General features: G+C 68.0%; 20 protein-coding genes and 1 pseudogene. 9 read left to right on the top strand and 12 right to left on the bottom strand.

Annotation, left to right across the window (positions count from 1 at the left end; all coding sequences use genetic code 11):
- Positions 1-39 precede the first annotated feature (39 nt).
- The 3 genes from C0J29_RS11650 (at position 40) to msrB (ending at position 3447) form a co-directional block, all read left to right on the top strand.
- Entirely contained in the window at positions 40-1596 is a 1557-nt protein-coding gene (locus C0J29_RS11650) for an alpha/beta hydrolase (RefSeq protein WP_065043196.1), read from the top strand.
- A 102-nt stretch (positions 1597-1698) separates the two neighbouring features.
- Positions 1699-3018: an arabinofuranan 3-O-arabinosyltransferase gene (gene aftC / locus C0J29_RS11645; RefSeq protein ID WP_065043195.1), complete on the top strand. Its 1320-nt coding sequence runs from the start codon at positions 1699-1701 to the stop codon at positions 3016-3018.
- A gap of 9 nt (positions 3019-3027) precedes the next feature.
- Positions 3028-3447: a peptide-methionine (R)-S-oxide reductase MsrB gene (gene msrB / locus C0J29_RS11640; protein WP_065043194.1), complete on the top strand. Its 420-nt coding sequence runs from the start codon at positions 3028-3030 to the stop codon at positions 3445-3447.
- Between the two features lie 90 nt (positions 3448-3537).
- Here msrB and C0J29_RS11635 read toward each other — a convergent pair whose 3' ends face one another.
- The 5 genes and pseudogenes from C0J29_RS11635 to hemE form a co-directional block, all read right to left on the bottom strand.
- Positions 3538-4290 (bottom strand): class I SAM-dependent methyltransferase, encoded by a 753-nt coding sequence (locus C0J29_RS11635; RefSeq protein ID WP_120792409.1) that lies wholly within the window; start codon positions 4288-4290, stop codon positions 3538-3540.
- A pseudogene (locus C0J29_RS34760) lies at positions 4290-4392 on the bottom strand (hypothetical protein); the annotation flags it as partial. The pseudogene C0J29_RS34760 and the gene C0J29_RS11635, both read right to left, overlap by 1 nt.
- On the bottom strand, positions 4389-5084 hold the full coding sequence (hemQ, locus tag C0J29_RS11630) for a hydrogen peroxide-dependent heme synthase (RefSeq protein ID WP_065043192.1): 696 nt from the start codon (positions 5082-5084) through the stop codon (positions 4389-4391). The gene hemQ and the pseudogene C0J29_RS34760, both read right to left, overlap by 4 nt.
- A 5-nt stretch (positions 5085-5089) precedes the next feature.
- A complete protein-coding gene (locus C0J29_RS11625) occupies positions 5090-6424 on the bottom strand; it encodes a protoporphyrinogen oxidase (RefSeq protein WP_120792408.1) in 1335 nt (444 codons plus the stop codon).
- Positions 6421-7485 (bottom strand): uroporphyrinogen decarboxylase, encoded by a 1065-nt coding sequence (hemE, locus tag C0J29_RS11620; RefSeq protein WP_065043190.1) that lies wholly within the window; start codon positions 7483-7485, stop codon positions 6421-6423. Before hemE ends, C0J29_RS11625 begins: the two co-directional genes overlap by 4 nt.
- A 58-nt stretch (positions 7486-7543) precedes the next feature.
- On the opposite strand from hemE, the gene C0J29_RS11615 reads away from it, so the two are divergent.
- The 3 genes from C0J29_RS11615 to C0J29_RS11605 are packed head-to-tail and all read left to right on the top strand — an operon-like array spanning position 7544 to position 10298.
- Positions 7544-8350: an enoyl-CoA hydratase/isomerase family protein gene (locus tag C0J29_RS11615; RefSeq protein WP_120792407.1), complete on the top strand. Its 807-nt coding sequence runs from the start codon at positions 7544-7546 to the stop codon at positions 8348-8350.
- A 57-nt stretch (positions 8351-8407) separates the two neighbouring features.
- Positions 8408-8992, top strand: a complete 585-nt coding sequence (locus C0J29_RS11610; protein WP_065043210.1) for a DUF3000 domain-containing protein — start codon at positions 8408-8410, stop codon at positions 8990-8992.
- Between the two features lies 1 nt (position 8993).
- Positions 8994-10298: an HRDC domain-containing protein gene (locus C0J29_RS11605; protein ID WP_120792406.1), complete on the top strand. Its 1305-nt coding sequence runs from the start codon at positions 8994-8996 to the stop codon at positions 10296-10298.
- Here C0J29_RS11605 and dxs read toward each other — a convergent pair.
- The 4 genes from dxs to C0J29_RS11585 all read right to left on the bottom strand — a co-directional run bounded on the left by dxs (position 10295) and on the right by C0J29_RS11585 (position 17007).
- Positions 10295-12211 carry a 1-deoxy-D-xylulose-5-phosphate synthase gene (gene dxs / locus C0J29_RS11600; protein ID WP_120792405.1) on the bottom strand — a complete coding sequence of 639 codons (1917 nt, stop codon included), beginning with the start codon at positions 12209-12211 and terminating at the stop codon, positions 10295-10297. The two genes, C0J29_RS11605 and dxs, sit on opposite strands and share 4 nt — an antisense overlap.
- 49 nt (positions 12212-12260) lie before the next feature.
- Positions 12261-13724 (bottom strand): cation:proton antiporter domain-containing protein, encoded by a 1464-nt coding sequence (locus tag C0J29_RS11595; RefSeq protein WP_120792404.1) that lies wholly within the window; start codon positions 13722-13724, stop codon positions 12261-12263.
- A gap of 92 nt (positions 13725-13816) precedes the next feature.
- A complete protein-coding gene (locus C0J29_RS11590) occupies positions 13817-15013 on the bottom strand; it encodes a class I SAM-dependent RNA methyltransferase (RefSeq protein ID WP_120792403.1) in 1197 nt (398 codons plus the stop codon).
- Positions 15010-17007 (bottom strand): APC family permease, encoded by a 1998-nt coding sequence (locus C0J29_RS11585; protein ID WP_065043184.1) that lies wholly within the window; start codon positions 17005-17007, stop codon positions 15010-15012. Before C0J29_RS11585 ends, C0J29_RS11590 begins: the two co-directional genes overlap by 4 nt.
- A gap of 133 nt (positions 17008-17140) precedes the next feature.
- Here C0J29_RS11585 and C0J29_RS11580 point away from each other — a divergent pair, with 133 nt between their 5' ends.
- Positions 17141-17812, top strand: coding sequence for a potassium channel family protein (locus tag C0J29_RS11580; protein WP_120792402.1), 672 nt, complete (start codon positions 17141-17143; stop codon positions 17810-17812).
- Between the two features lie 28 nt (positions 17813-17840).
- The gene (locus C0J29_RS11575) at positions 17841-18503 is read left to right on the top strand and encodes a potassium channel family protein (RefSeq protein WP_065043183.1); all 663 of its coding nucleotides are present in this window, start codon (positions 17841-17843) and stop codon (positions 18501-18503) included.
- Positions 18504-18556: 53 nt separating this feature from the next.
- On the opposite strand, the gene C0J29_RS11570 is transcribed toward C0J29_RS11575, so the two are convergent.
- A complete protein-coding gene (locus tag C0J29_RS11570; protein WP_120792401.1) occupies positions 18557-19216 on the bottom strand; it encodes a DUF3159 domain-containing protein in 660 nt (219 codons plus the stop codon).
- Between the two features lie 30 nt (positions 19217-19246).
- Positions 19247-19615 carry an OB-fold nucleic acid binding domain-containing protein gene (locus C0J29_RS11565; RefSeq protein ID WP_120792400.1) on the bottom strand — a complete coding sequence of 123 codons (369 nt, stop codon included), beginning with the start codon at positions 19613-19615 and terminating at the stop codon, positions 19247-19249.
- Positions 19616-19770: 155 nt separating this feature from the next.
- On the opposite strand from C0J29_RS11565, the gene C0J29_RS11560 reads away from it, so the two are divergent.
- Positions 19771-20472 carry an alpha/beta hydrolase gene (locus tag C0J29_RS11560; protein WP_120792399.1) on the top strand — a complete coding sequence of 234 codons (702 nt, stop codon included), beginning with the start codon at positions 19771-19773 and terminating at the stop codon, positions 20470-20472.
- Between the two features lie 12 nt (positions 20473-20484).
- On the opposite strand, the gene C0J29_RS11555 is transcribed toward C0J29_RS11560, so the two are convergent.
- Positions 20485-21285, bottom strand: coding sequence for a DUF3710 domain-containing protein (locus tag C0J29_RS11555; protein WP_120792398.1), 801 nt, complete (start codon positions 21283-21285; stop codon positions 20485-20487).
- Positions 21286-21302: the final 17 nt, after the last annotated feature.

Here is a 21302-nt window from a genome sequence, read left to right as displayed (position 1 = left end):
CCAGCGGCTTCCCGCTACTCTGCCGCTACTCTGGTCCGCATGCGTCGGCACCTCACGTCCGCCACGATCCTGCTGGCTGCGACAACAGTTCTCGCCGGCTGCATTCCGGTGTTCGGCGCCGACCCGCGTTTCGCCACCGATTCCGGTGCCCGGCCGCAGGGCGCCGCCACGACGAAACCGCCGCCCAGCGGTCCCGCGCCCATCGCGGCGCCGAAGAACGACCTGTCCTGGCGCGACTGCACCTCGAAGGTCAACGCGGACGCGGGCGTCCCGGGCGCCCCGGGCGTCAAGCTGGACTGCGCCACCTTCGACGCCGACCTGGACCCGGTCAACGGTGGGTCGGGGTCGGTGAGCATCGGGGTAGTGCGCGCCCGGTCACCGAAGACGCCGAAGGACGCCGGGCCGCTGGTTTTCACCACCGGTTCGGACATCGCATCGTCCACCCAGCTGCCGGTCTGGTTGTCCCACGCCGGCGCCGACGTGCTGGACAGCCACCCGATCGTGGCCATCGACCGCCGCGGACTCGGAATGTCGAGTCCCATCGACTGCCGCGATCGCCTGGACCGCGAGAACATGCGCGATCAGGCCCAGTTCGAGGCCGGCGACGACCCGGTGGCGAACCTCTCCGAAATCTCCAACACCGCTACCACCAATTGCACCGACGCAATCGCGCCGGGAGATTCCGCGTACGACAACACTCACGCGGCCTCGGACATCGAGCGCCTGCGGAACCTGTGGGATGTGCCGGCCGTCGCGCTCGTCGGGATCGGTAACGGCGCCCAGCTCGCGCTGACCTACGCCGGTTCTCGTCCCGACAAGGTCGCCAGACTGATCGTCGACTCGCCCGTCGCCATCGGCGCCAGCGCCGAAGCCGCTGCCGAACAGCAGGTCAAAGGTGAGCAGGCCGCGCTGGACGCGTTCGCGGCCCAGTGTGTGGCGGTGAACTGCGCGCTGGGTCCCGATCCCAAGGGCGCGGTCAGCGCGCTGCTGACCGATGCCAAGACCAGCAAGGGCGTGCGCGCGTCGGTGGCCTCGATCGCCAACGCGATCAGCACCGCCCTCGGGTTCCCGACCGGCGACCGGGTCAACACCACCGTCAGTCTGGCGAACGCGCTGGCGGCGGCCCGGTCCGGTGATGAGAACCAACTCAACAACCTGATCAACCGCGCCGAGAGCATCCGCGACAGCGACGGCCAGTTCGTCAACGGCTGCAGCGACGCGGTAAACCGGCCCACCCCGGACCGGGTGCGGGAGCTGGTCGTCGCCTGGGGCAAGCTCTACCCCCAGTTCGGCGCCGTCGCCGCGCTGAACCTGGTCAAATGCGTGCACTGGCCTACCGGTTCGACTCCGCAGGCGCCGAAAGAACTCAAGATCGACGTGCTGCTGCTGGGCGTGCAGAACGACCCGATCGCCGGCAACGAGGGCGTTGCCGCGACGGCGGCCACCGTGATCAACGCCAACGCCGCCAGCAAGCGGGTGATGTGGCAGGGCATCGGCCACGGCGCCAGCATCTACTCGTCGTGCGCGGTTCCGCCGCTGGTGGGCTATCTGGACAGCGGCAAGCTGCCCGGCACCGACACTTATTGCCCCGCTTAGAAGGATTGCGGACCGCCTAAACCGGATCGCGGACCGCCTAAAGCAGATTGCGGAACGCCTAAAGCACCCGCCGGACCGACTCAAACCTCAACCAGTGCGCCGGTGTACGGTGCGCTGGTGACGGCAGCTGACTCGACCAGAACCGGCTTACGCGCATCGGTGCAGGCCGCATTTCGTCCTGGCCCGGCGACCACGGCATCCGTGTTGCGGGCCGTGCTGTGGCCGGCAGCCATCCTGTCGGTACTGCACCGCAGCATCGTGCTCACCACCAACGGCAACATCACCGACGACTTCAAGCCGGTCTACCGGGCGGTGCTGAACTTTCGGCGCGGCTGGGACATCTACAACGAACATTTCGACTACGTCGACCCGCATTACCTGTATCCGCCGGGCGGCACGCTGCTGATGGCGCCCTTCGGCTACCTGCCGTTCGCGCCGTCGCGCTACCTGTTCATCTCGATCAATACCGTCGCCATCCTGGTCGCTGCCTACCTACTGCTGCGGATGTTCAACTTCACGTTGTCCTCGGTGGCCGCACCCGCCCTGATCCTGGCGATGTTCTGCACCGAAACCGTCACCAACACTCTGGTATTCACCAACATCAACGGCTGCATCCTGCTGCTCGAGGTGCTGTTCCTGAAGTGGCTGCTCGACGGCCGGGCCAGCCGCCAGTGGTGGGCCGGCCTGGCTATCGGGCTGACGCTGGTGCTCAAACCGCTGCTGGGGCCGCTGCTGTTGCTGCCGCTGCTGAACCGCCAGTGGCGGGCGCTGGCGATGGCGTTCCTGGTGCCTCTGGTCGCCAACCTTGCCGCGATACCGCTGGTGCCGCATCCGATGGACTTCTTCACCCGAACGGTGCCCTACATCCTGGGCACCCGCGACTACTTCAACAGCTCGATCGAGGGCAACGGCGTCTACTTCGGCCTGCCCTTCTGGTTGATCATCGCGCTGCGGCTGCTGTTCACCGCGATCGCCATCGGCGCCCTGTGGCTGCTGTACCGCTACTACCGCACCCGCGACCCGCTGTTCTGGTTCACCACGTCCTCCGGGGTGCTGCTGCTGTGGTCGTGGTTGGTGATGTCGCTGGCCCAGGGCTACTACTCGATGATGCTTTTCCCGTTCCTGATGACGGTCGTGCTGCCCAATTCGGTGATCCGCAACTGGCCGGCATGGCTGGGCATCTACGGGTTCATGACGCTGGACCGTTGGCTGCTCTTCAACTGGATGCGGTGGGGACGGGCCATGGAATACCTGAAGATCACCTACGGTTGGTCCCTGGTGTTGATCGTGACGTTCACGGTGCTGTACTTCCGGTTCCTGGACGCCAAGGCGGAGAACAGGCTCGAGGACGGGATCGATCCGACGTGGCTACCGCATGATCAGACGCGCGCTAGCGTGGATGAGGAACCCGCGAAGCACTGAGGAGAAGCGATGACTGAACTCGCGCGTCCGAAACTGCAACTTTCCGACGACGAGTGGCGCAAGAAACTCAACCCGCAGGAGTTCGATGTGCTGCGGCGCGCCGGCACCGAGCGGCCGTTCATCGGCCGGTACACCGACACCAAGACCAAGGGTGTTTACAACTGTCGTGCCTGTGGTGCCGAATTGTTCCGCAGCACAGAGAAATTCGACTCGCACTGCGGGTGGCCGTCGTTCTTCGACCCGTCGAGTTCGGACGCGGTGGTGCTGCGTCCCGACCATTCGATGGGCACCACCCGTACCGAGGTGCTGTGCGCCAACTGCCACAGTCACTTGGGCCACGTGTTCGCCGGCGAGGGTTATCCGACGCCCACCGACCTGCGCTACTGCATCAACTCGATTTCGTTGACGCTGGTCCCCGACGAGGGCTGACGCCACACCGCGCCGACCGTGAATCAGGCGACGGTCCGCCAGCGTGTCGCGTCGCAGAATTCACTCTCGGCGACCGTCTACGCGACGCGATCAGTCGACGCGCGTCGCGTGCACTTCCCAGAACGGCGCGTGCACCCGCCCGCCGGCCAGCCACGGCTCCATCGCGCGGTACTGCGCAAGCATCGACTCCACCTCTTCGGCCATATCGGGATTGCGCGCGGACAGCAACTCGATCGATTCGGGGCCGACGTTGATCAGATAGGTCGTCGGGCCCATATAAGTGATCTCCCAACCACCCAACGGCAGGATCTCCCGAAAATCGTCGGCCGACACCGACCGCAACATTCTGAATCCGTTGACCTCGCCCACGCCGAACTCGAACATGAACAACCGCGCCCCGGGACGGGTGGCGCGGTGCAGCGCTTGCATATAGGACTTCTGCAACTCGGGCGCGGTGATGAAGGTGTGAAAGAACGCGCAGTCCACGACGGTGTCGAACCGGCCGTCCAAACCTTCCAGCTTGGTGGCATCGGCGACCTGGAAATCGACAGTCACCCCGGCCTTCGCGGCGTTGTCGCGGGCCCGCTCGATCGCGGTGGCCGACCCGTCAATGCCCGTCGCTGAAAGACCTTGCGAGGCATAGTAAATCGCGTGGTGGCCGGGCCCGGTTCCGGGGTCGAGCACCTCCCCCCGCACGGCACCCACAGCGACGAGTTGCTGCACGACGGGCTGAGGGCCGCCGATGTCCCACGGCGTAGCGGCAGGCAGGCCGCGCACCACACGATCGTCGCGGTAGCTGTCCTCGAAACGGGCCGGGTCGGTGGGATCAAACGCCTGAGTCATATGGCGCCGCTCTCCCCCGCAAGCGGGAGGTACCCCCACCTCATCGCTTCGTCCCCCGCAAGCGGGAGGTGCCCCCACTGCATCGTCGCCGGCGCGGGTCATGGCAGCGCGTTCACCAACTGCTCGACGCCCACCCGGGGACCGGTGTAGAACGGCGTCTCCTCCCGGGTGTGCCGCCGGGCATCGGTGGCACGCAGTTCCCGCATCAGGTCGACGATGCGGTACAGCTCGGGAGCCTCGAACGCCAGCAGCCACTCGTAGTCGCCAAGCGCGAAGGCGGGCACGGTGTTGGCGCGCACGTCCTTGTACTCACGCGCGGCCATCCCGTGCTCGGCCAGCATCCGGCGACGTTCCTCGTCGGGCAACAGATACCACTCATAGGACCGCACAAAGGGATACACGCAGATGTAGTTGCCCGGGTCCTCGCCGGCCAGGAACGCTGGGATGTGGCTCTTGTTGAATTCGGCGGGCCGGTGCAGCGCGACACTGCTCCACACCGGCGTGCAGGCCCGCCCCAGCGTGGTGGTGCGGCGGAAGTCGGCATAGGTCGCCTGCAACGCCTCGATCCGTTCGGCGTGGGTCCAGATCATGAAGTCGGCGTCCGCGCGCAGGCCGGCGACGTCGTAGAGGCCGCGCACCACCACGCCGGCCTCCTCCTGTTGCTTTAGAAAAGTGGCGGTCTCGTCGATGATGGCGTCGCGCTGGTCGCCCAACTCGCCGGGTTGCACCGAGAACACCGAGAACATCAGGTAGCGGATCGTCGCATTGAGGGCGTCGAAGTCGAGGCGTGCCATGACTCCTATGGTGCCACCAGCTCGGTGACCGCCCGTCCGGCCGCCCCGACGCAGGCCGGCACACCGATCCCGTCGAGATAACTGCCCGCGACGGCCAGCGTCGGCGGCAGACCTGCACGCAGCTCGGCGATCAGCGCCGCGTGCCCCGGCCCGTACTGCGGCATCGCTTCGAGCCACCGCTGCACCCGCGCGTCAACCGGTTCGACCGTCAGTCCGAATACGTCGGCGATGTCCTGGCGGGCCCAGGCCAGCAGCACCTCATCGGGTGTGGCCGCGGCGATGTCGTCACCGAAACGCCCGTACGACAGCCGCAACAACTGCACGTCGCCACCGCCGCCCCATTTGCGCGACGACAGGGTGATCGCCTTGGCGTGCAGGGGCTCCCCGCTGGCCACCAGCACGCCCGAGGACTGCGGAAAGGCGGTGTCGGCCGGCACCGCCAGTGCCACCACCGCCGCCGAGGCGGTCACGATCCGGCCGGCGGCCGCGGCAGTACTCGGCGCGATCGTCTGCACCAGGCGAGCCAACTGCGCCGCCGGGACGGCCAGGACCACGGCGTCCGCGGGCCAGCGGACGCCTTTGTCGTCGTGCAAAGTCCAGCCGGGTTCCAGGGCGCGAATACCGGCCTGCACCCAGTGAATTCGGCTGCGCGCCACCAATTCGTCGAGCAGCACCTGATAGCCACCCTGCAACGAGCCGAACACCGGTCCTCCGCCGGCCGGCGGCAGGCAGTGCAGGACCGCGTCGGTGAGGCTGGTGGCGCCGCGGTCCAGGGCTGCGGCCACGGTGGGCACAGCCGCGCGCAACCCGATCGTCGCCGCGGAACCCGCATAGACCCCGGCCAGCAGCGGCTCGACCGAGCGGCTCACCACCTGCTCCCCGAACCGGTCTGCCACCAACTCGCCGACCGCCGGATCGCTGCCCGGAGTCCAATGCAGCGGGCGCTGCGGTTCCGCCTCGATGCGTGCCAACGTCTCGTCGTCGACCAGCCCGCTCACCGACGCGGCCGACGACGGGATCCCGGCCACGGTGTCCGACGGCAGGGCGTGCAGCCGCCGGCCGCTGTAGATCAGGGGCCGCACACCGGTGGTGGCGCGTTGCAGGTGCGTCAGGCCCAGCTCGGCCAGCAGCGCCGGCATCTCGGGCCGGCGCGCCACGAAAGCTTCGGCACCCAGGTCCATGACCTGCCCACCGACCACCTCGGTGCGCAGGATGCCGCCCAGGCGGTCGGCCGGCTCGAACAGGGTGATACTGGCGTCGTCACCGACCGCAACCCGCAGCCGGTATGCCGCCGTCAATCCCGAAATACCGCCGCCCACAACACAATACGAGCGGGTCATAGCGACTGGACCAGCGCCACCAGTTCGGTCAGCACACCGGGGTCGGTTTCCGGCAACACTCCGTGTCCGAGGTTGAAGACGTGCCCGGCCGCACCCGCGTCGACGGCGCGACGCCCGTCTTCGACGACCGCGCGCGCGGCACGTTGGGCCACCTCCCAGCCCGCCAGCACCACCACCGGGTCGAGGTTCCCCTGCAGCGCCGTGCCGGGGACGACCCGGCTCGCGGCGTCGGTCAGCGAGGTGCGCCAGTCGACGCCGACCGCGCGGGCGCGCCCCGGCTGCACCGCCTCGGACATGGCGCCCAGCAACTCGGCGGTGCCGACACCGAAATGCGTCATGGGCACGTCGAGCTCGGCCAGCGTGGCGAAAACCCGGGAGCTGTGCGGCAGCACATATTGCCGGTAGTCCGCCAGTGACAGCGTCCCCGCCCACGAATCGAACATCTGGATCGCGTCCACCCCGGCCTCGATCTGGCCGCGCAGGAACGCGATGGTGAGGTCGGCGAGTTTCGTCAGCAGCGCGTGCCAGGTGTCCGTCTCGGCCAGCATCATCGCCTTGGTGCGGGCGTGGTTGCGGCTCGGCCCGCCCTCGACCAGATACGACGCCAGCGTGAACGGCGCTCCGGCGAACCCGATCAACGGCACGTCGCCCAGTGCGGACACCAACAGCCCGACGGTGTCCAGCACCGGCTGAACCGCTTGCATGTCAAGGGGTTTCATGGCCTCGACATCGGCCGCGGTCCGGATCGGATCGGCGATCACCGGACCGACGTCGGGAACGATGTCCAGATCCACCCCAGCGGCCCGCAGCGGTACCACGATGTCGGAGAACAGAATCGCGGCGTCCACGCCGTAGCGGCGAACCGGCTGCAGGGTGACCTCGCAGGCCACTTCCGGCTCGAAGCACGCGGCCAGCATGCTGTGCTGTTTGCGCAGCGCCCGGTACTCGGGCAGCGAACGGCCGGCCTGCCGCATGAACCAGACCGGTACCCGGCTGGGTTTGCGGCCGGCGACCGCGGCCAGATAGGGCGACGCAGGGAGGTCGCGACGGGTTGTGTTCATCGCGCTCAATGCTGCCAGAAGCGAAAGGCGCCGCCACCGCTGCGTAACATCAGCCGGGATGCCCGCAACTTATGACGACTTTCCCAGCCTGCGCTGCGAACGCGGCGACAACGGAATCCTCAACCTGGTGCTCGACGCTCCCGGACTGAACTCGGTCGGACCACAGATGCACCGCGACCTGGCCGACGTCTGGCCGGTGATCAACCGCTATCCCGACGTCAAGGTGGTCCTGGTCCGCGGCGAAGGCAAGGCGTTCTCCTCCGGCGGCAGCTTCGACCTCATCGACGAGACGATCGGCGACTACGAAGGTCGCATCCGCATCATGCGGGAGGCCCGCGACCTGGTGCTCAACCTGGTCAACTTCGACAAGCCGGTGGTTTCGGCGATCCGGGGTCCTGCCGTCGGCGCCGGACTGGTGGTGGCGCTGCTGGCCGACATCTCGGTGGCGGGACGGACGGCGAAGATCATCGACGGACACACCAAGCTGGGCGTGGCCGCCGGAGATCACGCCGCGATCTGCTGGCCGCTGCTGGTGGGGATGGCCAAGGCCAAGTACTACCTGCTGACCTGCGAGACGCTCTCCGGCGAAGAAGCCGAGCGGATCGGCCTGGTGTCGACCTGCGTCGACGACGACGACGTGCTGGCCACCGCTACGAGGCTGGCGGAGAATCTGGCCGCCGGAGCGCAGCACGCGATCCGCTGGACCAAGCACAGCCTCAACCACTGGTATCGCATGTTCGCCCCGGCCTTCGAGACCTCGCTCGGCCTGGAATTCATCGGCTTCAGCGGTCCTGACGTGCAGGAAGGGCTGGCCGCGCACCGCGAGAAGCGCCCGGCCCGGTTTGACAGCAGTCCGTCGAGCTGAGCCCAATTCGGCGCGCCTGTGCACGCGTGTCGGCCGATGGGTCTACCGTCGAAATTCATGACATCAGCGGTTGAACCCGAGCCATTCCGCGAAGCGGTCGCGGCGATGAACGGTGTCACCGTGCGGCCCGAGATCGAGCTGGGACCGATCCGCCCGCCCCAGCGCCTGGCGCCGTTCAGTTACGCGCTGGGCGCCGAGGTCAAGCATCCGGACCTGGAAATCGTCCCCGAGCGATCCGAAGGTGACGCGTTCGGCAGGCTCATCCTGCTCTACGACCCCGAGGGTTCCGACGCCTGGGACGGCACCATCCGCCTGGTCGCCTACATTCAGGCGGACCTAGACTCCCACGAAGCCATCGACCCCCTGCTGCCGGAAGTCGCCTGGAGTTGGTTGTCCGAAGCCCTGGACTCGCACACCAAGCACATGACCGCGCTGGGCGGGACGGTCACCGCCACCACGTCGGTGCGTTACGGCGACATCTCCGGTCCGCCGCGCGCCCATCAGCTGGAGCTACGCGCGTCGTGGACTGCCACCACCCCGGACGTGGGCAGCCACGTCGAGGCGTTCTGCGACGTTCTGGAGCACGCGGCGGGTCTGCCGCCGGCCGGTGTCACCGACCTGAGTTCACGGTCACGCGCCTGACATGTGCCCCGACCCGTCTCCGGCGGAGGCCGATCCGCCGGGCAGCACGGAGCCCGAAGTTCCGCTGCTCTTACACCCGGCCGACGGCATGCCGAATCTGTCCGTGTACGCCAGCGACATCGCCGCGGCCGCCGAGCAACTCGACCGCGGCCACGGCCCGTTTGCGGTGGACGCCGAACGGGCCTCCGGCTTCCGCTACTCCAACCGCGCCTATCTGATCCAGATCCGCCGGTCCGGCGCCGGCACCGTGCTCATCGACCCGGTCAGCCACGGCGGTGATCCGCTGAGCGTGTTACGGCCGGTCGCCGAAGTGCTCGGCCAGGACGAATGGATTCTGCACTCGGCCGACCAGGACCTGCCCTGCCTGGCCGAGGTCGGCATGCGCCCGCCTGCGCTGTATGACACCGAGTTGGCCGGCCGGCTGGCCGGGTTCGAGCGGGTCAATCTGGCGACCATGGTCGAGCGACTGCTGGGTCAGGGTCTGGCCAAAGGCCACGGCGCCGCCGACTGGTCCAAACGCCCGCTGCCGTCGGCCTGGCTCAACTACGCCGCTCTGGACGTGGAACTGCTCATCGAGTTGCGCCACGCGATCGCCCAGGTGCTGGCCGAGCAAGGTAAGACAGATTGGGCCGCACAGGAATTCGAACATCTGCGGACCATCGAGGAGCGAGTCGCCGCGGCACCCACCCGGCGCGACCGCTGGCGCCGCACCTCGGGCATCCACAAGGTGCACGATCGCCGAGCACTGGCAGCGGTGCGCGAACTGTGGACCACCCGCGACAAGATCGCGCAACGCCGCGACATCGCGCCGCGCCGCATCCTGCCCGATTCGGCGATCATCGACGCCGCGCTGGCCAACCCGACGTCCGTCGATGAACTGGTGGCGTTGCCCGTATTCGGCGGGCGCAATCAGCGGCGCAGCGCGCCGATGTGGTTGGCGGCGCTGGAGGCTGCCCGGCAGTCGGACCTCCCGGACGTCGCGGAGCAATCCGCCGGGCCGCCCCCGCCGGCGCGCTGGAGTCGACGCAAGCCCGACGCGGCCGCCCGGCTGGAGGTCGCCCGCGCGGCGCTGGCCGGCTTGTCCGAGCAGGTGGGCATCCCGACGGAGAACCTGATCGCACCGGATCTGGTGCGCCGGCTGTGCTGGGAGTGGGAGGCCCTCGCCGCGCGCGGCGATGACCCGGTTGCCGTCACCGACGGGTTCCTGCTGGCAGGAAACGCGCGGCCATGGCAACGCGAACTGGTGGATAACGTGCTGGCCGACGCGGTGACCCGGGCCCCGCAGAGCGGCGCCGAAACCGACTAGTCCAGCTGCTCGCTCACAGCGGACTGCTCTACGGCCGAAGTCCCTTGTGCCGCAACCCAACCCGTGATCCGCCGGGCTACATCCTGGTCGGTGAGCCCCAGCTCCGCAAGCACCTCACCACGCGACGCGTGCTCGTAGAACTGCTGCGGCAGCCCGACGTCGCGGCAGGGGATGTCGATGTCGGCCGCACGCAGCGCCGCCGACACCGCCGAGCCCACGCCACCGGCCAATCCGTTGTCCTCCATGGTGACCAGGAGCTTGTGCTGCAACGCCATCTCGCGCACCGCGTCGGGCACCGGCAACACCCAGCGCGGGTCGATCACCGTCACACCGATCCCCTGGTTGTGCAGCCGCTTGGCGACGGCCAGCGCCATCGAGGCGAACGCGCCCACCGCCACCAGCAGCACGTCGGTGTTCAGGCCGCCAGCCGGCACCGCCAGCACGTCCACCCCGTCGCGTCGCTCCAGGGCCGGAATGTCCTCGCCCACATCGCCTTTGGGGAAACGCAAAGCGGTGGGACCGTCATTGACGTCCAGCGCCTCGCCGAGTTCCTCCCGCAACCGGGTGGCGTCGCGCGGCGCCGCCACGCGCATACCGGGCACCACTCCCAGGATCGACAGGTCCCACATGCCGTTGTGGCTGGCGCCGTCGTTGCCGGTCACCCCGGCACGGTCCAGGACCATGGTGACGGGCAGCTTGTGCAACGCCACGTCCATCATGATCTGGTCGAACGCCCGGTTCAGGAACGTCGAATAGATCGCGACCACCGGATGCATGCCGCCCATCGCCAGCCCGGCCGCCGAGGTCATCGCATGCTGCTCGGCGATGCCGACGTCGAACAACCGGTCGGGGAACACCTCACCGAACGCCGACAGCCCGGTGGGCCCGGGCATCGCCGCGGTGATGGCCACGATGTCGCGCCGCTTGCGACCGACGTCGATCAGCGCTTCGGCGAACGTCGACGTCCAACCCGGGCCCGCCACCTTGGTGGCCACCCCGGTGATCGGGTCGATCGGCACCGTGGAGTGCATCTGCTCGGCCTCATCGGCCTCGGCGGGGCCATACCCCATCCCCTTGCGGGTGACGACGTGCACGATCACGGGGGCGCCGAAGCCGCGGGCACTGCGCAACGCGACCTCGACAGCGCGCTCGTCGTGTCCGTCGACGGGACCGACGTACTTCAGGCCGAGGTCGGTGAACAGCAGTTGTGGCGACAGGGAGTCCTTGATGCCGGCCTTGACGCTGTGCATGAAGTGGTAGGCGACCTCACCGACCACCGGCACCGCCTGCACGGCGTTGCGACCCTTCTCGAGGAACCGTTCGTAGGCCGGCTGCAACCGCAGGGTGGCCAGGTGGTCGGCCACCCCACCGATCGTCGGTGCGTAGCTGCGACCGTTGTCGTTGACGACGATGATCACCGGCCGCTGTGAAGCGGCGATGTTGTTCAGCGCCTCCCAGCACATGCCGCCGGTGAGCGCGCCGTCCCCGACCACCGCGACCACGTGCCGGTTGCGGTGTCCGGTGAGCTCGAACGCCTTGGCCAGGCCGTCGGCGTACGAGAGCGCCGCGCTGGCATGGCTGGATTCGACCCAGTCGTGCTCGCTCTCGGCGCGTGACGGATATCCCGACAGGCCGCCCTTCTTACGCAGGGTCTCGAAGTCCTGGGCGCGACCGGTCAGCATCTTGTGGACATAGGCCTGGTGACCGGTGTCGAAGATGATCGGGTCGTGCGGCGAGTCGAACACCCGGTGCAACGCGAGGGTCAGTTCGACGACCCCGAGATTGGGGCCGAGGTGTCCTCCGGTGGCAGCAACCTTATGGATCAGAAACTCGCGAATCTCTTGGGCCAAGTCGCGGAGTTGCTGTTGCGAAAGGTGCTGCAGATCGGCGGGCCCGCGGATCTGTTCCAGCATCTGGTCAGTCTACGCAGCGCGCGCAACCGCGGCAGGGTGAGCAGGCCGCCTAGGAGGCGCCGAACAGTTCGGCCAGGGTGTCATGCAGTTCGGGATCCGCCAGCACGACGACCTCGTCGCCGGCCTGCAGTTCGGTATCGCCACGCACCGGCACCAGGCCAGTGGTCCGCACCACGATGCTCACCCAGATGTCACCGACCATGTCACCGAGCCCCTCGACCGTGCACCCCTGCGCGGTGGAGCCCTGCGCAACCGTGAAGCGATGGACGCCGTGCGGTTCGTCCGCGAGCCGCACACCGATCTCCCACGGCTGGGTCTCGACGGTCCGCATCGGCAAGCGCAACAGCCTGGCGACGCCGGGCACCGAGCTGCCCTGCACCAGGACGGAGAAGATGACGACGACGACCACGATGCCGTAGAGCCGTTCGGCCTCGGCGATATGGGCGGCGCGCAGGAATTCGCCGAGCAGGATCGGCACCGCACCCTTCAGACCGGCGAACAGGATGAAGCTGCGTTCGTTGCGCTCCAGGTCCACGCGAACCAGGCACGCGCTCACCGCCAGCGGCCGGATCAGTGCGGTCAGGGCCACGCCCAGGACCAGGCCGGGAATCCAGACATCCGGGTGGGCCAGTACGCGCAGGTCCACGGTCAGCCCCAGCACGGTGAAGGCGATGATTTCGGCCAGTCCCGCCAGCGCGGCATGGAAACGCTTGATCTCGGGTTTGTACGGCGCGCGCGCGTCACCGATCACGATGCCCGCGACGAACACCGCCAGAAAACCCGAGCCGTGCGCGAGCGTGGCAATGCCGTACAGCATCAGTGCCGAAGCCAGCGTTCGCAGCGGGTAGAGACCTTCGCTGGGCAGGGCGACGCGGCGCATGAACACCAGGAGGGCCCGGCCACCAAGCACCCCGACGGCTCCGCCGATAGCCATCTGCATGACGAATTGCGTTCCCACACTGGCGAACCCGGCCGCGCTGAGGCCCCCGGCGGCGATCAGGCTCGCCATCAAGGAGATGCCGACCGGATCGTTGGCGCCGGACTCACCCTCGAGGATGGTGCTGCTTCGTCCGGAGATCTCGCGCTTACCCAGCACCGAGAAGACGACGGCCGGATCGGTGGGGGCTACCGCGGTGGCCACCAGAACCGCTGCGTACCAATTGATTCCGCACGCATAATGCAGCATCAGCGCCGCCCCGCCGGCGGTGAGCGCGGTACCCAGGACGCCGACCGACAAGATAGGAGCCGCGGCAGCGCGAAAGCGCACGGGCCCGATGTGCATTCCGCCGTCGAACAACACCAACACCAACGCGACGGTCAGCACCCGCTCCACCGTCCGCTCGGATGGTGGCTGCACGACCGGCACGGCGTGCACCGCCAGCGCTGCTCCGACCAGGACCAGCAGGGGAACCGGGATTTTCACCCGCTCGGTGAGCCGGTTGGCCAGCACCGCAATCAACCCGACGGCGCTGGAGAACAAGACGATCAGGGCGTAGCGGGCAGTCTCGCTCACGGAAGCCGCCTTTCACGCGATCGATCGACAAAATAACGCCGACCAGACTTCCCGGCACACCGCGAAGGAGTCTAGCCTGCCGCGACGCCGGGTCAGCGGGTCAGCAACGCCACGCACTCCACGTGGTGGGTCAGCGGGAACGCATCGAACACCCTGATCTGTTCGACGACGTATCCGCGCTCCCGGTACAACCCGATGTCACGGGCGAAAGATGCTGCCTCACAACCTATATGCACCACCCGCGGCACGTCGGCAGCGGCCAGCAGATCGATCACTTCGCGGCCGGCGCCGGTGCGCGGCGGATCCAGCACCGCAACCCCGGCGCTCTCGGCCTGGCCTGCCAGCGCCCGGCGCACCGACTCCGTGACCACCTCGACCTGCGGCAGGTCGGCCAGGGCGGCCCGGGCCGCCCCCGACGCGCCCCGCGCCGTGTCGACCGACAGCACCCGGCCCGACTCCCCCACCGCGGCCCCGAGCACCGCGGCGAAGACTCCGGCTCCGCCGTAGAGATCCCAGGCCGTCGCACCGGACGCGGGTTGCGCCCAGTCCGCGACCAACTCGCTGTACACCCGGGCGCCGTCGCGATGGGACTGCCAGAACGCCGTCACCGGCACTCGCCAGCTGCGCGCACCCACCCGCTGCACGGCGTGATAGTTGCCTTCGGTCACCTTCGACACAGTGCGCTTACCCTGCCGCAGCGTGCGCAGCACATGACGCTCACCGTCGTCGTCGACGACCACGTGCAGGTGGGCGCCGACCGGCCAATCGGCCCCGGACAGCCCCTCGAGCATCCCGGACGGCAACTGTCCGCACCGCAGGTCGGTGACCAGCTCGTCGCTGTGATAGCGGTGAAAACCGGGCCGCCGGTCGGATCCGACGTCCAGGCGGACCCGGGTGCGCCAACCGGTCGACCCGGCGTCGGACAGCGGTTCGGCCGGGCCGGACCAGCTGTGTCCGCCGAGGCGGTCCAGCTGGTTGGCCACCACCTGCGCCTTGAGGTCGCGGGCCGCCGCGGGCGCGACGAAGGCCAGATCACAGCATCCGGCACCGCCGGCTCCCGCGATCGGGCACAGCGAATCCGTGCGGTCCGCCGAGGGTTCCAGCACCTCGACAACCTCTGCGTGCCAATAGGATCCGCGATCGGCGGTGACGCGCGCGCGTACCCGCTCCCCGGGCAGCGCATAGCGGACGAAAACCACCCGGCCCTCGTGATGCGCAATGCAACTGCCACCGTTGGCAGGAGCCCCGGTGACCAGAGTCAGTTCACCGCAAGCGTTTTCGTGGTTCAATCGAAGATGCCCCGACGGGCGTCGCCGGGCGCCACGTGCGGCTGCAACGCCTTGACCCGTTCAGACGAAGTCAGCTGCCACGGCACAGACGTCACCATCACGCCGGGCATGAACAGCAGGCGCCCCTTGAGCCGCAGCGCACTCTGGTTGTGCAGCAACTGTTCCCACCAGCGCCCCACCACATACTCCGGGATGAACACCGTGACCACGGTGCGCGGCGATTCCTTGCTGACCCGTTTCACGTAGTCGAGTACCGGACGCGTGACTTCGCGGTAGGGGGACGCGATCACCTTCAGCGGAACGCTGACGTCGCTTTCCTCCCACTCGTGTACCAGCTCGCGGGTTTCGGCGTCATCGACGCTCACCGTGACGGCTTCCAGTACGTCGGGCCGGGTCGCCCGGGCGTAGGCCAGGGCGCGCAGCGTGGGCAGATGCAGCTTCGACACCAGCACCAGAGCGTGATTGCGGCTGGGCAGCACGATCTCGTCGCCGTGTTCGGCGGCCTGCTCGGCCAATTCGCGGGTGACGCCGTCGTAATGCCGGCGGATCAGCTTCATCAACGCGAACAGCAATGTCATGGCGACCAACGCGATCCAGGCGCCGGCGAGGAATTTGGTGACCATGACGACCAGCAGCACCGCGCCGGTGGCGAGAAGTCCGACCGTGTTGACGATCCGCGAACGGTGCATCCGCCGCCGCGCCGCCGGGTCGGTTTCGGTGCGCAGCAGCCGGGTCCAGTGCCGCACCATGCCGATCTGACTCAGCGTGAACGAAATGAACACCCCGACGATGTAGAGCTGGATCAGGGCGCTCAGCTCGGCGCGGAAAGCGATGATCGCCAGCAGCGCCGACAGGGACAGGAACGCGATCCCGTTGGAGAACGCCAACCGGTCGCCGCGGGTGTGGAACTGGCGTGGCAGGTAACTGTGTTGCGCCAGCACCGAACCCAGCACCGGGAAGCCGTTGAACGCGGTATTGGCCGCCAGCACCAGGATGAGCGCGGTCACCGCGGTGATCAGCACGAAGCCGATGTGGAAGCTGCCGAAAACGGTCTCGGCCAGCTGGGTGACCAGCGTCTTCTGGTAATAACCGGCCGGCGCACCGGCCAGTTGCGTCGCCGGGTCGCTGACCAGCTGAACCCCGATTTTCTTGGCCAGCACGATGATCCCCATCAGCAGGGTGACCGCGATGGCGCCGAGCATCAGCAGCGTGGTGGCCGCGTTCTTCGACTTCGGTTTCTCGAATGCGGGCACCCCGTTGCTGATCGCCTCGACACCGGTGAGCGCCGCGCAACCCGAGGAGAACGCCCGTGCCATCAGGAAGACCAGTGCAAAACCGACGATCTTTCCGTGCTCGGAATGCATCTGGAAGCCGGCGGACTCCGCCTTCAGCGGATTCCCCAGGACGAAGATGCGGAAGAGGCCCCAGCCGATCATGCCGGTCACCCCGATGATGAAGCCGTAGGTCGGGATCGCGAACGCAAGCCCGGATTCCCGAACGCCGCGCAGATTCATCGCCGTCACCAACAGGATGGCGGCCACACAGAACCACACCTTGTGGTGGGCCACGATGGGCACCGCCGATCCGATGTTGGACATCGCCGACGCTGTCGAAACAGCAACGGTGAGAACGTAATCCACCATCAGCGCGCTGGCCACCGTCAGGCCCGCGTTGGGACCGAGATTGGTGGTGACCACCTCGTAGTCGCCGCCGCCCGAGGGGTAGGCGTGCACGTTCTGCCGGTAGCTGGCCACCACCACCAACATGACCGCGGCCACCGCCAGCCCGATCCACGGCGACAGCGCGTAGGCCGCCAGCCCGCCGATCGACAGCATCAGGAAGACCTCTTCGGGTGCGTAGGCCACCGAGGACAGTGCATCGGAGGCGAACACCGGCAGAGCTATGCGCTTGGGCAGCAGCGTGTGGGCCAGCCGGTCGCTGCGAAACGGCCGTCCGATCAGCAGACGGCGCGCAGCGGTTGAAAGTTTGGACACGAGAGCCAAGAGTAGGCCCACTCGGCTTTGGCGGTAGCGTTCCGTAGGCGAGAATTCTCACGACCGAAATCGGCCCGCCAGCGTAGGTTGCCGATCACAATGACGCGCAGGACACAACCGAAAGGACCTCCGAGTGAAGGTGGTTGTGATGGGTTGCGGCCGGGTCGGTTCTTCGGTGGCGGACGGGCTGTACCGAATCGGCCATGACGTGTCGGTGATCGACCGCGACAGCGCCGCATTCAACCGGCTCAGCCCGGAGTTCGACGGCGACCGGGTGCTCGGCCAGGGTTTCGACCGTGACGTGCTGTTGCGGGCCGGCATCGAAAGCGCCGACGCGTTCGCCGCCGTGTCCTCCGGAGACAACTCCAACATCATCTCGGCGCGGCTGGCCCGCGAGACCTTCGGGGTGCGACGCGTGGTGGCGCGGATCTACGACGCCAAGCGCGCCGAGGTCTACGAGCGGCTGGGCATCCCGACGATCGCCACCGTGCCCTGGACCACCGACCGTCTGCTGAACGCCTTGACACAGGAGACCGAGACGGCCAAATGGCGAGATCCGACGGGCACCGTCGCCGTCGCGCAGGTGGTGCTGCACGAAGACTGGGTCGGACACCGCGCCACCGACCTGGAGCAGGCCACCGGCGCGCGCGTGGCGTTCCTGATCCGCTTCGGAACCGGCATCCTGCCCGAACCCAAGACCGTGCTGCAGGCCGGCGACCAGGTCTATGTCGCCGCCATCTCCGGCCGAGCCGCCGAAGCCGTGGCCATTGCGGCGCTGCCGCCGAGCGAGGACCTGGACAAATGACGCCCGCTGACTGCGGCGGAGACCGCAAATGAAAGTAGCTGTCGCCGGCGCCGGCGCCGTCGGGCGCTCGGTCACCCGGGAACTCGTCGCCAACAGGCACGACGTCACCCTGATCGAGCGCAATGCCGACCACCTCGACACCGATGCCATCCCCGCGGCGCACTGGCTGCTGGGCGACGCCTGCGAGTTGAGCCTGCTCGAGCAGATGCACCTGGAAGATTTCGACGTCGTCGTCGCCGCCACCGGCGACGACAAGGTCAATGTGGTGCTGAGCCTGCTGGCCAAGACCGAGTTCGCTGTTCCGCGGGTGGTGGCCCGGGTCAATGACCCGCGCAACGAATGGTTGTTCACCGACGCGTGGGGCGTCGACGTCGCGGTGTCCACACCACGAATGCTGGCCTCGCTGATCGAGGAAGCCGTCGCCGTCGGAGACCTGGTGCGGCTGATGGAGTTCCGCAAAGGCCAGGCCAATCTGGTCGAGATCACCCTGCCCGACGACACCCCGTGGGGCGGCAAGCCGGTACGCAAACTGCAGTTACCGCGCGATGTCTCGCTGGTGACCATCCTGCGGGGTCCACGGGTGATCGTGCCCGAGGGTGACGAACCGCTCGAAGGTGGCGACGAGTTGCTGTTCGTCGCGGTCACCGAGGCGGAAGAGGAACTGCGCCGGCTGCTGCTGCCGACCAGCTAGTCGCGATCGCAAGAGCGGCCGCAGGCCGGTCGCAGCGGGTCGCGACCATCTGACTAGTCCCGAATGGGCTCGCCGTCGATCTCGGCCGGCACCGGGTGTTCGACCGCGGGCAGGGCTCGCAGCACGGCCTTGATGGCCCCGTAGGTCACCAGGGCTGCCAACGCCGTCAATGGCCACCCCATGGCGATCCGGGTCACGCCCAGCCAGCCGGTCTTGCCGAGTTCGTAGAGATGCCCCTGGACGCCGAAACGCGCCACGAACACCACGGTCCAGCACGACGTCGCGATGTCGAACGCGTAGACCGCACGCGGCACCGCGCGCCACCCGTTGTCGCGGCCGGTGGCCCAGCTCCACAGATAACCCACCACCGGACGCCGGATCACGATCGACACCGCGAACACGACCGCCCAGAACAACGACATCCAGATGCCGAGCAGGAAATAACCCTTGGACTGTCCGACCAGATAGGCGATCAGCGCGCACACGGCGACACCGAAGAATCCCGACAACGCCGGCTGTAACGAGTCCCGGCGGATCAGCCGCCACAGCAGAACCAGGGCCGCCGCGGCCATCGCACTGCCGATCGCGGCCAGCAGGCCTGAGACGCTGGAGGCGACCACGAACGTCACCACAGGCAACGAAGAGTAGATGAGCCCGCTCACACCACCGGCCTGCGCCAGCAGGCTCTCGGCGCTGAAACGGTTATCGCTCACGGGAATTCGAGTTGGTGATGAGGGAAATCGTCAACGCTGGATTTCGTAGTGGGGGTTGTAGATGGCCTTGGTGCCGTTCTCCATCTTGCCCATCCGGCCGCGCACCCGCAGAGTGCGTCCCGACTCGATGCCCGGGATGCGCCGCTGCCCCAACCACACCAGCGTCACGGTGTCGCTGCCGTCGAACAACTCCGCGCGAACCCCGCCGGAGCAACCCTTGCCGTTTGTCTCGACACTGCGCAGCGTGCCCACCATGGTGACCTCCTGGCCACGCTGGCAGTCGACTGCTCGCTGCGCGCCGGTATTGAGGACTTCGTCGGAAAGTTCTTCGACGTCGCGTTGCTCCGGGTCCTCCGTCAACCGACGGGTGAGCCGGCGTAGATACCCCTGGGCCCCCATGGCCACTCCTGACACTTCGACGTCGTTAAGAAAGCTATGTTTCAAATCAGCATTCCACCATGCCAACGGTCACCGTAGACCTCTTGGTTCCCTGATGCCACACGGATGAAACCACCGAATTTCGGGCGTACCCAGCTACCGGGCACTATGGGGAGGTGGTTGTCGATCTGCGCGGTGTCACGACCGTGTTGTTGCCCGGTACCGGATCCGACGAAAACTACGTCTACCGGGCATTTTCCGGCCCATTGCAGGCTCTCGGTGCGGTGTTGGTCACACCCGCGCCGCAACCGCACCGATTGCTCGACGGTTACGTGTCCGCGCTCGACGATGCGGCAGCCACCGGACCGATCGCGGTCGGTGGCGTGTCGATAGGCGCGGCCGTGGCAGCGACGTGGGCACTGGCCCACCCGGAGCGCACCGTGGCGGTTCTGGCGGCCCTGCCGGCCTGGACCGGGGAACCCGACTCGGCACCCGCGGCGCTCGCCGCTCACTACACGGCTTCGCAGTTGCGCACCGACGGTCTGGACGCCACGACGGCGCAGATGCGGGCCTCCAGCCCGCCCTGGTTGGCCGACGAGCTGGCCCGGTCCTGGGCGGCTCAGTGGCCGCTGCTCCCAGATGCCATGGAGGAGGCGGCGTCCTACGTCGCACCGAGCCGCGCCCAGCTGACGCGACTGGTTCCGCCGCTGGGCGTGGCGGCTGCGGTCGACGACCCGATCCACCCGCTGCAGGTCGGTGCCGACTGGGCCGCCGATGCACCCCGGGCCGCCCTGCGCACGGTCACACTCGACGAGATCGGGGCGCGTCCGGACGCATTGGGAGCGGCCTGCCTGGCCGCCCTGAGCGCTGCGGGCTGACGGCCGTCCGGTCTAACCGCCGGTGGAGGTGCTGCGCAGCTGCTGCATCGCCGAGCCTTCGGTGCTGCGACGCGCGGCCGGCTCGTCCGGCGGGGGTTGCGCCTGCGTCTGCTCAGGGGTCTGCTCGGCGCCCTGCTGAGCGGCGGCGGCCTCGCGGAGCTGCTGCAACATCGGCTCCGGCAGCTGTACCGCCAGCGGAGTGCGTACCGGCAGCGGAGTGTCGCCGCGGCGAACCACCGTGTCCGCCAGGGCCTCGCGCGCCTCGTCGGTCAGGGCGTCGATGGTCTCGTGCGGTCCGTTGACCACGCAGCGGATCATCCAGCGGTAGCCGTCAACTCCGATGAAGCGCACCACACCGGATGCGGTGCCGACGACTTCGCGTCCCCACGGCCCGTCCTTGATCGACACCTTGGCGGAGTCTTTGCGCAACGAGTCGGCCAGCTCGCCGGCCACCTCGCGCCACAGCCCCGCCGTCTTGGGGGCGGCGTAGGCGGCGATGGTGAACCGCCCGTTGGGCGTGACGACCCACACCGCGCTGGGCACCCCGGTCTCGGTCAGCTCGACCTGCACCTGGCCCGCCGCCGGCATGGGGATCAGCACCGACCCCAGATCCAGCCGGGCCGTTTCGGCGTCCGCCGGATCGTCGAAGTCCTCGATGTCGAAAGGGCCCTCGAGCGACTCGTCGCCACCGGCGAGCCCTTCCTCGGCGCCTTCTTCCTCGGCTTTCTCCACGCCTTTCTCGAGGGGTGGATCAGCCGGCTGCGATTGCGACGAGTTGTCGTCCTTGCGTGTGCGTCTACCGAATGCTGGCATCAGCGCCGCTCCTTCTC

It is taken from the genome of Mycobacterium paragordonae (assembly GCF_003614435.1).
Lineage (GTDB): Bacteria > Actinomycetota > Actinomycetes > Mycobacteriales > Mycobacteriaceae > Mycobacterium > Mycobacterium paragordonae.
The sequence above is the reverse complement of the archived record's forward strand: the minus strand, read 5'-3'. Positions and strand labels throughout refer to the sequence as shown.

What these genes read in the sequence shown, in the direction of transcription:
- C0J29_RS11610 (WP_065043210.1), top strand. Translation starts at nt 8,408, where the DNA reads ATGACATCAGCGGTTGAACCCGAGCCATTCCGCGAAGCGGTCGCGGCG.
- C0J29_RS11565 (WP_120792400.1), bottom strand. Translation starts at nt 19,615, where the DNA reads ATGGGGGCCCAGGGGTATCTACGCCGGCTCACCCGTCGGTTGACGGAG.
- hemQ (WP_065043192.1), bottom strand. Translation starts at nt 5,084, where the DNA reads ATGGCACGCCTCGACTTCGACGCCCTCAATGCGACGATCCGCTACCTG.
- hemE (WP_065043190.1), bottom strand. Translation starts at nt 7,485, where the DNA reads ATGAACACAACCCGTCGCGACCTCCCTGCGTCGCCCTATCTGGCCGCG.
- C0J29_RS11650 (WP_065043196.1), top strand. Translation starts at nt 40, where the DNA reads ATGCGTCGGCACCTCACGTCCGCCACGATCCTGCTGGCTGCGACAACA.
- dxs (WP_120792405.1), bottom strand. Translation starts at nt 12,211, where the DNA reads ATGCTGGAACAGATCCGCGGGCCCGCCGATCTGCAGCACCTTTCGCAA.
- C0J29_RS11625 (WP_120792408.1), bottom strand. Translation starts at nt 6,424, where the DNA reads ATGACCCGCTCGTATTGTGTTGTGGGCGGCGGTATTTCGGGATTGACG.
- C0J29_RS11575 (WP_065043183.1), top strand. Translation starts at nt 17,841, where the DNA reads ATGAAAGTAGCTGTCGCCGGCGCCGGCGCCGTCGGGCGCTCGGTCACC.
- C0J29_RS11615 (WP_120792407.1), top strand. Translation starts at nt 7,544, where the DNA reads ATGCCCGCAACTTATGACGACTTTCCCAGCCTGCGCTGCGAACGCGGC.
- msrB (WP_065043194.1), top strand. Translation starts at nt 3,028, where the DNA reads ATGACTGAACTCGCGCGTCCGAAACTGCAACTTTCCGACGACGAGTGG.
- C0J29_RS11605 (WP_120792406.1), top strand. Translation starts at nt 8,994, where the DNA reads ATGTGCCCCGACCCGTCTCCGGCGGAGGCCGATCCGCCGGGCAGCACG.
- C0J29_RS11555 (WP_120792398.1), bottom strand. Translation starts at nt 21,285, where the DNA reads ATGCCAGCATTCGGTAGACGCACACGCAAGGACGACAACTCGTCGCAA.
- C0J29_RS11635 (WP_120792409.1), bottom strand. Translation starts at nt 4,290, where the DNA reads ATGACTCAGGCGTTTGATCCCACCGACCCGGCCCGTTTCGAGGACAGC.